At 68.3% G+C, this 12,212-nt stretch carries 11 protein-coding genes; 5 read left to right on the top strand and 6 right to left on the bottom strand.

What is annotated here, in order from left to right:
- The first annotated feature begins 8 nt into the window (after positions 1-8).
- Positions 9-1,346 carry a TrkH family potassium uptake protein gene (locus ACK4FB_RS07170; protein WP_409749782.1) on the top strand — a complete coding sequence of 446 codons (1,338 nt, stop codon included), beginning with the start codon at positions 9-11 and terminating at the stop codon, positions 1,344-1,346.
- On the opposite strand, the gene ACK4FB_RS07165 is transcribed toward ACK4FB_RS07170, so the two are convergent.
- Complete coding sequence (locus ACK4FB_RS07165) at positions 1,340-1,819, bottom strand: YbjN domain-containing protein (protein ID WP_409749779.1); 480 nt, start codon at positions 1,817-1,819, stop codon at positions 1,340-1,342. The genes ACK4FB_RS07170 and ACK4FB_RS07165 overlap by 7 nt on opposite strands.
- A 61-nt stretch (positions 1,820-1,880) precedes the next feature.
- Complete coding sequence (zapE, locus tag ACK4FB_RS07160) at positions 1,881-2,987, bottom strand: cell division protein ZapE (RefSeq protein WP_409749776.1); 1,107 nt, start codon at positions 2,985-2,987, stop codon at positions 1,881-1,883.
- Positions 2,988-3,050: 63 nt separating this feature from the next.
- On the opposite strand from zapE, the gene ACK4FB_RS07155 reads away from it, so the two are divergent.
- From ACK4FB_RS07155 to rarD, 3 genes are all read left to right on the top strand, one after another.
- Positions 3,051-3,947, top strand: coding sequence for a hypothetical protein (locus tag ACK4FB_RS07155; protein WP_409749773.1), 897 nt, complete (start codon positions 3,051-3,053; stop codon positions 3,945-3,947).
- Between the two features lie 144 nt (positions 3,948-4,091).
- The gene (locus ACK4FB_RS07150; protein ID WP_409749770.1) at positions 4,092-5,141 is read left to right on the top strand and encodes an aspartate-semialdehyde dehydrogenase; all 1,050 of its coding nucleotides are present in this window, start codon (positions 4,092-4,094) and stop codon (positions 5,139-5,141) included.
- 10 nt (positions 5,142-5,151) lie between these two features.
- Positions 5,152-6,087, top strand: a complete 936-nt coding sequence (gene rarD / locus ACK4FB_RS07145) for an EamA family transporter RarD (RefSeq protein ID WP_409749767.1) — start codon at positions 5,152-5,154, stop codon at positions 6,085-6,087.
- Here the strand turns inward: rarD and ACK4FB_RS07140 are convergent.
- The gene (locus tag ACK4FB_RS07140) at positions 6,084-7,220 is read right to left on the bottom strand and encodes a serine hydrolase domain-containing protein (protein ID WP_409749764.1); all 1,137 of its coding nucleotides are present in this window, start codon (positions 7,218-7,220) and stop codon (positions 6,084-6,086) included. The genes rarD and ACK4FB_RS07140 overlap by 4 nt on opposite strands.
- Positions 7,221-7,500: 280 nt before the next feature.
- A complete protein-coding gene (locus tag ACK4FB_RS07135; protein WP_409749761.1) occupies positions 7,501-9,837 on the bottom strand; it encodes a DNA translocase FtsK 4TM domain-containing protein in 2,337 nt (778 codons plus the stop codon).
- Positions 9,838-9,966: 129 nt separating this feature from the next.
- Between ACK4FB_RS07135 and ACK4FB_RS07130 the strand changes: the two genes are divergently transcribed.
- On the top strand, positions 9,967-11,226 hold the full coding sequence (locus tag ACK4FB_RS07130; protein ID WP_409749758.1) for a UbiH/UbiF/VisC/COQ6 family ubiquinone biosynthesis hydroxylase: 1,260 nt from the start codon (positions 9,967-9,969) through the stop codon (positions 11,224-11,226).
- Positions 11,227-11,248: 22 nt separating this feature from the next.
- Here the strand turns inward: ACK4FB_RS07130 and ACK4FB_RS07125 are convergent, their stop codons facing one another.
- On the bottom strand, positions 11,249-11,443 hold the full coding sequence (locus tag ACK4FB_RS07125) for a Trm112 family protein (RefSeq protein ID WP_409749755.1): 195 nt from the start codon (positions 11,441-11,443) through the stop codon (positions 11,249-11,251).
- A 109-nt stretch (positions 11,444-11,552) separates the two neighbouring features.
- Positions 11,553-12,209, bottom strand: coding sequence for an LON peptidase substrate-binding domain-containing protein (locus ACK4FB_RS07120; protein ID WP_409749752.1), 657 nt, complete (start codon positions 12,207-12,209; stop codon positions 11,553-11,555).
- Positions 12,210-12,212 lie beyond the last annotated feature (3 nt).

Below are 12,212 nucleotides of genomic sequence, written 5' to 3'. Positions count from 1 at the left end.
CATCCAGAATGACACGCGTGCTTCGGGGTTTGCGGCTTTGGCTGGGGTCTCTCAGCACGCCGCGTCTGCTGTTCCTCGGCTACGGGGTCTACATGCTCGTGGGCTGGGCGCTGTTGTCCCTGCCGTTTGCCCACAGCAAGCCGGTAAGGCTGATCGACAGCCTGTTCATTGCGGTTTCGGCCGTGTCCACCACCGGACTGGTGTCCGTGGACCCGGGCGGCGCCTTCAACCTGTTCGGAGAGGTGGTGATCCTCGCCCTGATCCAGGCGGGCGGGCTGGGTTATATGACCCTCGGATCCATCGCGGCCCTGGCGCTGAAGCGCAAACTGAGCCTGGCGCAGCAGCACGCGGCCATCGGCGCCTTCGGCCTGCCGGCCGACTTCGATTTGCGGCGATTCCTTCGCGAGATCGGCGGCTTCGTGCTGTGCGTGGAAGCTGTCGGCGCCGTCCTGCTCTGGATCCTGTTCGCGCGGGCGGGGGTGGAGAACGCCCTGTTGGCAGGGATCTTTCACAGCGTGTCGGCCTTCTGCACCGCCGGGTTCAGCCTGTTCGCCAACAGCCTTGAGGACTTCCGCGCCGACACGGCGGTCAATCTGGTCGTGGCGGCGCTGGCCTATCTGGGCGCCATCGGCTTTCTGGTCTTCGCCGACGTCTGGGAGAATGTGCGCGGGCGGCGGCGGGCGCTGGGTTTCGTCAGCCGGGTCATTCTGGTGACGACGCTGGCGTTCTCGGTGTTCGGGGCGCTTCTGCTGTATGTTTTCGAGCCCAGCATCACCGCCCTGCCCGGCGACGAGCGCGCCCTGGCCGCCTTCTTCCAGGCCATGACCGCCACCACCACCGTCGGCTTCAACACAGTGCCCATGGGACCGCTGGCGGTAGGGTCGGTGATGGTGATGTATCTGCTGATGATGTTCGGGGCGTCGCCCGCGGGCACCGGCGGCGGCCTGAAGTCCACCACCCTGGCGACCCTCGTCGCTCTTGTCCTCGCCACGCTTCGGGGCCGGACCCAGGTCAGGGTGCTCGGGCACGCCGTGCCGCCTGAGCGCATCCAGCTGGCGGCGGCGTCCATCTCGTTCTACGTGCTGGTCCTGTTCGTGGCGGTCTTTGGTCTGGTCTGGGTGGAGGACGCCCCGCTGGAGGCCCTGGCCTTCGAGGCGATCTCGGCCATCGGCACGGTGGGGCTGTCCACCGGCGTCACCGGCGGCCTGACCGACGCGGGCAAGGCTGCGATCATCGCCCTGATGTTCATGGGGCGTGTGGGCGTGCTGACGTTCGGGCTGGCGCTGGCGGCCAATGTCCGGCGCGGACCGGGAGAGCGGGCCGGGCCGGACGACCTGATCTACTGAGCCGTCCCGGAGGCCGCCTCGAAATAGCCGACGTGGACGGCGAAGGCGTTCAGGAAGTTGCGCCACAGCTCCACGTGATCGCCCAGATGGTCCATGGGCGCGCCCCGGGTCGGAATCACGTCGTACTGGACGATGGCCGACCCCTCGGCGCCAGCCTCGAAATAGGCTTTGAGGAAGCGGCGGTCGCGGTTCCAGGCGTTGACGGATTCGACGGTGATCTCCTCGTTGGTGAAACCCGCCCCGAACTGCAGGCTGTCGCAGCCGTCGGCCTCGCAACCGTAGAAGAACAGCAGCCAGGTCAGGCCCTCCTCCCGAACGCGGATGAAGGGGTCCTCGCCCTCGGTCACGAGCTCCGCCGTCAGGTCCTGGCCGGACAGCCAGCCGGACACGGCCTGGGGCGTCACCTGGGCGGAGGCGGCGCCCGCGGACAGGAACACGGCCGCCACGGCGGCGGCCAGATGGAACGTGCGCATGAAGGACCTCCCGATGTTGGCGACACTCTAGCCTTGAGGCCGCGCCGGGGGAAAGAGGCCGTCAGGCGGCGTCGGCCTGCTCCAGCCAGTCGGTGGACGACATCTGGTTCAGGCGCGACACGGTGCGCTCGAACTCAAAAGCGCCGACGCCCTTTGGATACAAGGCTTCCGGCGGCGCCTCGGCCAGGACCACCAGCCGGGTGTGCGCCTCGTAGAGGGCGTCGATCAGGGTGACGAGGCGGCGGGCCTCCTGCTGGCTGTCAGGCCCCAGAACCGGCACGCCTTCCAGGAACAGGGTGTGGAATCGTTCGGCCATGGCCAGATAGTCAGACGCGCCCAGCGGCCGGGCGCACAACTCGGCGAAGGTGGCCCGCGCCAGCCCGCCCGCCGTGCGCGCGATCATCACGTCGCGGCCGGTGACCGACAGATGGGCGGGCTCCTCGGGCTCGTCGCCCTTGAGGTCCTCCCACAGGTGCTCAAAGGCCTGGGCGCGGCCCATGTCCAGGCCTGAGTACCACAGACGCGAATTGGCCATGCGGGCCAGCCGCCAGTCGCGCCCGCCCGCCATCTGGACCACCGCACAGCGGTCCTTGATGATGTCGATGAAGGGCTCGAACAGCGGGCGGTTGATGCCGTTGAGGTAGAGATCTTCGGGCGCCCGGTTGGAGGTAATGGCCAGAACCACCCGGTGCTGGAACAAGGCCTCGAAAAGACGGCCCAGGATCATGGCGTCGGCGATGTCGGTGACCTGCAGTTCGTCAAAGCACAGCAGGCGCGCCTCCGAGGCGATCAGTGCGGCGGCAGGCGCGATGGGGTCGTCGCCTTTCCATTGGCCGAAGACCGCCTTGCGCTGGGCCGCGTCGCCCTCGCGCCACTGGCGGATCAGGTCGTGGACCCGGGCCATGAAGGCGTGGAAATGGGCGCGCATTTTCCGCGGCTCCGGCGCCTCGGCGTAGAACAGGTCCATCAGCAGGGACTTGCCCCGGCCCGGCGGCCCCCAGAGGTACAGCCCCTTCACCTGCGGCGCCTTGCGGAACAGCCCGCCGCCCCTGTCCAGATCGCGCTCCAGACGGCCCAGGGCCGCGATGGCGGTTTCCTGGGCGGGGTCGGCGGTCAGCGCGCCGGATTGGAGGCGGCGGTCATAGGCGGCGCGGGTCAAGGAAGGCATTCGCTGCTGTTATCTTCTCAACTGCCTGATGCCTAGCTAGGCTGCGGGCCTGGGGGAACTGACATGTTGAACACGATCACCGCCCTGGCGGCGTTGCTGACGCCGATAGAGGCAGAAACCGTGCCACTCCCCGTCCGACTTCCAGAAAGCGCCCACATCGAGCTGATGTTGACGAAATCCGACCGTTCGGACGGGGGCGAGTGGCGGCAAACCGATTTTAGGTACGATGTCATCCTAGAAGCGCCTGACGAGGATGACATGCGCACGATGACCTGGCGTCTGCAGGAGGTGAATTCCGGGGATGCTGGAGCTTTCTCCCTTTCCGATTTCGACGTCGTGATGACCGTTGACGTCAACCTGACTCCAATCCGGGTTGAGAATTTCGAGGCGATCCTAGTAGCGCTCCGGCGAGTTATGGAAGCGTCGGGAGAACATGGCCTTGAGAGCGGGATGGCCGCACTCGCCGCTATGACCCCCGAGGGGGCTGCCCTTTTCGCACGAGATGCGACCTTGATTGCGCAGGGCCAAGGCACCGAACTCTATGTGGGCCAAGACCATATGTACGAGGTCGAGGGTGCGCTGCCTTGGGGTGGGGGAAGCATGACGATGCTGGGGATATACCGGCTCGAAAACGTGGACGTCGCGGCCGGGCGAGCGGTGGTGCGGTGGGAGATGACCATCGATCCGGAGTCGCTGTTGGCCGTCCTTCCTTCGATGACCAGCGCATTGATGTCTGCCGGAAACGCAGATGAAGAAGAGCAGGAGGATGTCTTGGCCGATATGGACGAGGCAATCGCCGGCGCGAGGCTCGAGAACCGGCGGGAATGCGATTACGTCATTGACTTGGCCACCGGACTGGCTGTCGAAATCGACTGCGTGTTCCGCGTCCTGATAGAAGCAGGAGGCGAACGGCGAGAAAGGGAATCGCTCGTTCGCGCGACCCAGACGCTTATCCGCTAGCCTCCACATCACCCAAGCAAGGAAAATGCGCTTAAAGGGTCAAAACGGGGCTGCAAAGCGATTGCTTCGCGGGTGCGAAGGACTAAATGCAATGGGCATGCGCGTCCGCGCGCAAACCTCCCCCTTCGGAACAGGATCGAGATCATGGGCTATCGCGTCGCCATCGTTGGCGCCACCGGCAATGTGGGCCGGGAAATGCTGTCCATCCTGGAAGAGCTGAACTTCCCGGTGGATGAGATGCACGCCCTGGCCTCGCGCAAATCCAAGGGGATCGAGGTGGCGTTCGGCGAAAAAACCGTCCGCTGCCAGGACATCGAGCAGTTCGATTTCTCGACGGTGGATCTGGTGCTGATGTCGGCGGGCGGCGCGGTGTCGCGGGAATGGTCCGAGAAGATCGGCAAGGCCGGCCCCATCGTGATCGACAACTCCTCGGCCTTCCGCAAGGACCCGGACGTGCCGCTGATCGTGCCCGAGGTGAACCCGGACCACATCAAGCTGGCGACGAAGAAGAATATCGTGGCCAACCCCAACTGCTCCACCGCCCAGCTGGTGGTGGCGCTGAAGCCCCTGCATGACGCGGCCAAGATCAGGCGCGCGGTGGTGTCGACCTATCAGTCCGTGTCCGGCGCGGGCAAGGAAGGCATGGATGAGCTGTGGAACCAGACCAAGGCCATCTATGGCCTGGGCGACGCCACGCCGAAGAAATTCCCCAAACAGATCGCCTTCAACGTGCTGCCCTTCATCGGCGAGTTCCGCGACGACGGCTACACCGACGAGGAAGCCAAGATGTGGGACGAGACCCACAAGATGCTGGACCCCGACATCAAGCTGACCGTCACCTGCGTGCGGGTGCCGGTGTTCGTGGGCCACTCCGAGGCCGTGACGCTGGAGTTCGAGCGCCCCATCGAGGTGGAGGAGGCCCGGGCCATCCTGCGCGAGGCGCCCGGAATCATGGTGATCGATAAGCACGAGGACGACGGCTACATCACCCCCGTGGACGCGGCCGGTGAACACGCCGTGTTCGTCTCGCGCATCCGCAAGGACCCCACCGTGGAGCACGGTCTGAGCCTGTGGGTGGTGTCGGACAACCTGCGCAAGGGCGCGGCCCTGAACGCCGTGCAGATCGCCCAGCTTCTGGACGAGCAGGGCATGCTGAAGACCGCCAGCGGATACCGCACCCTGACGGTGGGATAGGAACCTCGCCATGACCGGCCAACCGGCGGGCGGGGACGACTCCGCCCGCGCGGCCCTGATCGCGGGGGTCGCCTGTTACGTGCTGTGGGGCCTGTCCCCACTGGTCTATCAGCCCATGGGCCGCCTGGGGGCGGACTCCGGCGAGATCATGGGCCACCGGGCCGTGTGGGGCGTGCTGCTCGCGGCCGGACTGGTGTGGCTGGCGGGACAGTCGGATCAGGTCCGGCGGGTGCTGCGCAACCCGCGCACCCTGATGTGGCTGACCCTGTCCACCGCCCTGATCGCGGTCAACTGGTTCATCTTCGTCTGGGCCGTGAACAGCGGGCGGACGCTGGAGACCAGCCTCGGTTACTATCTCAATCCCCTGTTCAACATGGCGCTGGGGGCCTGGCTGTTCCGGGAACGGATCAGTCGGCTGGGCTATGCAGCCGTTGCGCTGGCGGCCATGGGGGTGGTGTTGCAGGGGGTGGCCATCGGCGGCCTGCCCTATGTGTCGCTGGCGCTGGCCGTATCGTTCGCCGCCTATGGGGTGATCCGGAAACGGGTGCAGGCGGACGCCCAGACGGGGCTGCTGGTGGAATGCCTGATCATGGCGCCGTTCGGCCTGGCCTGGCTGATCTGGCTGAACCATCAGGGGCTGGGACATTTCACCGACAGTCCGGTCGCGGCCTTCTGGCTGTTCCTGGCCGGGCCCATGACAGTGGGGCCGCTGGTGCTGTTCGCATGGGCGGCGCGGCGGCTGCCCCTGTCGACCATCGGCTTCATCCAGTTCCTCGCCCCGACCCTCAGCTTCGTGATCGGGGTGTCCCAGGGCGAGTCGTTCAACCTGACCCGGCTGGTCAGCTTCGCCTTCATCTGGGGCGGGGCGGCGGTGTTCCTGGCCGCAGCCATGCACCGGGCCCGCGCCGCGCGCCGGGCCCTGAAGGACGCGGCAGGCCCCGCCTAGACGGCTGCGTAGAGCGCCTCGAACAGGCGCAGCGCGCGCGGGTCGCCGATCAGGTGCGGCGACTGGCGGGTCATGACGTAGGCCGCCGAGACATTGGTGGTCGGGTCCGCCATGGCGCACGAACCGCCCCAGCCGCAGTGGCCGAGGGTCTGTGGATCGGGGCCGAAGATGTCCAGCCCCTCGTTGCGCATCCAGCCCGCCGCCCAGCGGATGGTGAAGGGCAGGACGCGGTCGGGGCCGTGGATGCGTTCGCGTGTCGCCTCGGCCAGGGTTTCCGGCGACAGGATGGTCTTGCCGTCCAGCAGGCCGCCGCCCGCCAGCACGCCCATGAGGCGGGCCAGGGCGTCGGCGCGGGCGTGCATATTGGCCGACGGAATCTCCATCTTGCGCCATTCCGTGGAGCCGCGTCCGCCGGGGGCCGAACCCCGGTCGAGGAAGGCGGCCTTCTTGATGGGGTCGATGGTCCCCAGATCGGGCGCGGCCGAGGGCTTCCTAAGCTGGGCCACGCGGTCGTGCTGGTCCTCGGGCAGGCCGATCCACAGGTCGAGATCGAAGGGGTCGGCGAAGTCCTCGCGCAAGGCCGTGCCCATGGTCCGCCCGTCCAGCCGGCGGAACACCTCGCCCGCCAGATAGCCGATGGTGATGGGATGATAGCCGGACGCGCTGCCGGGCGGCCACAGGGGCGCCTGGGCGGCCAGCCGCTCCAGCACCGCCCCGGGCTCGAACCAGACGGACGGGTCCACAGTCTGGTCAAAGCCCGCCAGCCCCGCCTGATGGCTCATCAGTTGGCCCAGGGTGATCTCGCCCTTGCCTGCCTGACCGAAGGCCGACCAGATGTCGGCCACCGGCGTGTCGTAGGTGGTCAGACCCCGCTCAACCAGGGTGGCGATCATCAGGCTCATGACCACCTTGCCGGTGGAGAACACCGGAACCAGCGACCGGTCGGTGAACGGCGTGGTCTTCGCCGCGTCCGCGTGACCGGCCCAGAGGTCGATGACCGTCTCCCCGCCGATGCAGACGGAAAAGCGGGCGGCCAGTTCATCGAGCCCTTCAGGGGCGTTAGTGAAATTGGCGGCGAAGGCGTCTTTCACGCCGGAGAAGCGGTCGGGGCAGTGGCCGTGGATGTCGATCATGGGCTTCCATAGCATCCTGGCGGCATGGTTTCAGACGTCGGGTGGAAAAACAGGGACTGAACGATCTGAAATCGGGGCATGGGTTTCTGTCGAGATCGTCCGGCACACACCCGGCCGCCCCCTCCACCACCCCGGCCGGGTCGCCGGGGCGGTCCCCCTCCCCATGAATGGGGAGGAGACGGAGTTCGCGCTCAAGCAGCGAGCCGCCGTGCGGCGAGCGGTAGCGCCCAGAGATGCGCTCAAGCAGCGAGCGTCCTCGACGCGAGCGTTAGCGCCCTAACTATACAGGCGGCGGGCCGGCCAGGACGTCGCGCTTTCCGGCGTGGTTGGCGGGGCTGACGACGCCTTCCTGCTCCATCTTCTCGATCAGGGAGGCGGCGCGGTTGTAGCCGATCTGCAGGCGGCGCTGGATGTAGGAAGTGGACGCCTTGCGGTCACGGGTGACCACGGCCACGGCGCGGTCGTAGAGGTCGTCGCCGGAGCCGCTGTTGCCGCCGAAGTCGCCCGCACCCTCGTCCTCGTCGCCGCCCTCGGTGATCAGGTCCAGATATTCCGGCTCGGCCTGCTCGCGCAGGTGCTGGGCCACCTGCTCCACTTCCTGATCGGTCACGAAGGGGCCGTGCAGGCGGGTGATGCGGCCGCCGCCCGCCATGTAGAGCATGTCGCCCTGACCCAGCAGCTGCTCGCCGCCCTGCTCGCCCAGGATGGTGCGGCTGTCGATCTTGGAGGTGACCTGGAAGCTGATACGGGTGGGGAAATTGGCCTTGATGGTGCCGGTGATGACGTCCACCGACGGGCGCTGGGTGGCCATGATCAGATGGATGCCGGCGGCGCGGGCCATCTGGGCCAGACGCTGGACCGCGCCCTCCACGTCCTTGCCCGCCACCAGCATCAGGTCGGCCATCTCGTCCATGACCACCACCAGATAGGGCATGTGCTCGGGACGGATCTTCTCGGACTCATAGACGGGGCGGCCCTGGTCGTCGAAGCCGGTCTGGACCGTGCGCTCGAAATGCTCGCCCTTGGCGAGGGCCTCGCTGGCCCGCTCGTTGTAGCTGGCGATGTTGCGCACGCCGAGCTTGGACATGCGGCGATAGCGGTCCTCCATCTCGCGCACGGTCCACTTCAGGGCCACGACCGCCTTCTTGGGATCGGTGACCACCGGGGTCAGCAGGTGCGGGATGCCGTCATAGACGCTGAGCTCCAGCATCTTGGGGTCGATCATGATGAAGCGGCACTGTTCCGGCGACAGGCGGTACAGGATCGACAGGATCATGGCGTTGACCCCCACCGACTTGCCCGAGCCGGTGGTGCCCGCGATCAGCAGGTGGGGCATGCGCGCCAGGTCCGCCACATAGGGCTCGCCGCCGATGGTCTCGCCCAGGGCCAGCGGCAGCAGGTGCCCGGGCTTGGCGTATTCGGCGGAGGCCAGCAGGTCGCGCAGATAGACGGTCTCGCGCTTGGCGTTAGGCAGTTCGATGCCGATGGCGTTGCGGCCCTGAACCACGCTGACCCGGCAGGCGCGGGCGGACATGGAGCGGGCGATGTCGTCGGACAGGCCCACCACCCGGGCGTGCTTCACGCCGGGGGCGGGCGCCAGTTCATACAGGGTGACCACCGGGCCGGGGCGGATCTGGTCGATGACGCCCTTGACCCCGAACTCGGCCAGCACGCTCTCCAGCATCTGGGCGTTCTGCTTCAGGGCCTCCTCGTCCACGGCTGCGACGCGGGTCTTCGGCTTGGACAGGAAGCCGAGCGGCGGCAGTTCGAAACCCTCTGTGCGGGCGAACTCGAAGGCGCCCTGCATCTCGTTCTGTTCGCGGCCCGAAGGACGCGGGGCCTTGACGCCCGCCACCTTCGGCGCGCGCGGAGCGGGTTTGGGCTCCTCCCATGGCGGGGCGGGCTCGGCCGGGTCGTCATCGATTTCCGGTTCGGGGGCGACGGCGCGGGGGCGCGCATTCACGGCGGGCTTCGGAGCGGCGCGGGCCTTTCTCACGCCCCTCGGCGCGGGGCGGGCGACGCGGACCTCGGTGAAGTCGCGCCAGCGCAGGCCCAGGGTCCAGGCCAGCAGAGCCACGGCGGCGATGGCCAGAAGGACGCCCGCGAAGGGTGCCGCGAAGGGGATGCCGACAAAGGCGAACAGGCTGGCCGGCCCCCACAGCAGGGCGTCGCCCCACAGACCGCCGAGGCCCGCCGCCAGCGGCCAGATGGCGGGGATGACAAGGGCGGACAGGGCGCCGGCCAGCAGCAGCACGCCCAGCAGGGCGGCCAGGGCCTTGAGCGGGGTCGGGCGCAGGCGCGTCTGCACCACCTCGCCCAGGGCCGCCGACAGGCCGAAGGCCAGCATGAGCAGGACGGCGGGCCAGGCGGCCACCCCGAGGGACTGATAGAGCAGGTCGGCGAACACCGCCCCGTTGGCGCCCATCCAGTTGGTGGGGGCGACCGAGGCCGCCGCATTGAGGCTGGGATCCGCCGGATTCCACGACACCAGCGAGGCCAGCAGAAGGGTCGCCGCGATGGCCAGGAAGCCGCCCCGGAAACGCACGGCGATGGGCGCGCCCCACAGGATGCGGGCGCCGTCATAAACGCGGGTTCCGATGGCGAGGGCCGCGGACATGGGCGGGCTCCGGTGGGGCTACTGAATTACTCCGCCGATCATCGCCCGCGCAGGGTTAAGCCCGCGTTTACCAGCCCTGCGACGGCGCCGCCTCTGGACGTGGACGCGGGGGGGCGCGACAAGGGCGGCATGAGCCAGGACGATCTTTCCGATCTCGATGTCATCGTGGCCGGCGCCGGCATGGCGGGGGCGACCTTCGCCCTGGCCGCCGCAAGGGCCGGCCTGAAACCGGTGCTGGTGGATCCGTTTCCGTTCGAGGACCAGTTGGCCCCCACATTCGACGGGCGCTCCACGGCGGTAGCCTGGTCCACCTTCCGCATGCTGAAGGCGCTGGGCGTGGGCGCGGCGCTGGAGCCGCACGCCTGCCGCATGGACCGCATTCTGGTGACCGACGGAACACGGCCCGGCGCGGCCTCGCACCGGGCCCTGCCCGCCTTCCTGCGCTTTGACGCGGACGAGATCGGCGAGCGCACGGGCGGAGAGCCGCTGGGCTACATGATCGAGAACCGCCATATCCGTGCGGCCCTGGCCGGGGCGGTGCGCGCGGCGGGGGTGCCGGTGCTGGCGCCCGCCGCCGTGGAGGCGGTACGGCTGGAGGAATTCGCGGCTCACGCCGTGCTGAAGGACGGCCGCACCCTGAGCGCGCCGGTGATCGTCGGCGCCGAGGGGCGCAGGTCGGTTGTGCGCGAGGCGGCCGGTATCGGGACCACCGGCTGGACCTATGGCCAGAGCGGGGTGGTGGCCACCGTCCGCATGGAGCGGGACCACGGCAATGTGGCCCATGAGTATTTCCTGCCGTCGGGGCCATTCGCCATCCTGCCCCTGACCGACAGCCGCGCCAGTCTGGTGTGGACCGAGACCACGCGGCGGGGTGAGGCCCTGCGCGACGCCTCGGACGAGGCGTTCCTGAGCCACCTAAACCGGCGCTTCGGCGAGTTCCTGGGCGAAGTCACGGTGGAGGGGCCGCGCTTCGTCTATCCCCTGTCCCTGTCGCTGGCCGAGCGCATCGCTGCGCCGCGCGTGGCCCTGATCGGCGACGCAGCCCACGGGGTGCACCCTGTGGCGGGGCAGGGGCTGAACATGGGGCTGAAGGACGTGGCCGCCCTGGTCGAGGTGATGGTCGAGGCCGCGCGGCTGGGCGAGGACATCGGTTCGCTGGGCGTGCTGGAGCGCTACGCCCGCTGGCGGCGGTTCGACAACGCGGCCCTGGCGGCCGGGTTCGACGGCTTCGTGCGGCTGTTCTCAAACGATGATCCGCTGACGCGTCTGGCGCGCGGCGTGGGCATGGCGGCGGTCAATCGCATCGCGCCCCTGCGCCGGGCCTTCATGACCGAGGCCGGCGGCGGGGCCGGGGATCTGCCGAGACTGCTGCGGGGCGAGGCGATTTGAAATCGCCGCTCACGGACTAAAATCAGTCCAGCGCGCGGGCTTCTTCGGCCAGCATGATCGGCACCCCGTCGCGGATAGGGAAGGCCAGTTTTGCGCCCTTGCTGATGAGCTCACCCGCCGCCCGATCATAGGTCAGGCGACCGCGTGTGACCGGGCAAACCAGCACCTCCAGCAGGCGGGGATCGACGGTGGTGGGGGTGTTGAAATTCTCTGACATTGTTTCGTGCCCTACCGCTCGGCGCGCGGCGCCTCGCTGCTTGAGGGCGTTGGGAGCCCTGACGTTTTCGTATGTGCGCACCCGCTGAAGGAGGCGCGAGCGGGGACGACTATTGCATGGTGGGCGGTTCGTCGTCACCGGGTTCGGCGGCGTCGATGCGCAGCAGCGCCGTGAGGCAGGCGAGGCGGTCGCCCAAGGTCAGGGCCTCGATCAGGGCCTGTTTCTCGGCCGGCTCGAACGGCAGGGCCATGGACAGGCTGTTGACCAGGGCCTCTGGCGGGGCCTCGCGCGCTGCGTCCCAGTCGATGTCGAGCCCGCGAGGGTTCAGATAGCCTTGCAGGGCGGCGAGCAGATCATCACGGTCGAACGCGTCGTTCTCGTCCGGCGCCTTCAGATCCAGGGCGAAGGGCTCGAAGTCTGCGCGCGCCTGACGATAGGGCGTCTGGACGGGCAGTTCCCCCAGAATCCGGAACCGGGCCACGCCGGTCAGGGTGATCAGATAGCGGCCGTCCGCGGTCTCTGCGAAGCTGGTGATGCGCCCGGCGCAACCAACGGGCGACAGGGCCGGCATGGCGTCGGGACCGCCCGAGGGCTGGACCATGCCGAGCAGGCGGTCGCCGGCCATGGCGTCGTCGATCATGTTCAGATAGCGCGGCTCGAAGATGTTCAGGGGCAACTGTCCGCGCGGCAGGACGATGGCCCCCGCCAGCGGGAACACCGGGATCACCTGCGGCAGGTCCGTGGTCTTTATGTAGCTGTGGGCCATCGA

It is taken from the genome of Brevundimonas sp., from assembly GCF_046299535.1.
Classification (GTDB): domain Bacteria; phylum Pseudomonadota; class Alphaproteobacteria; order Caulobacterales; family Caulobacteraceae; genus Brevundimonas.
This window is presented reverse-complemented; position numbering and strand designations above follow the sequence as displayed.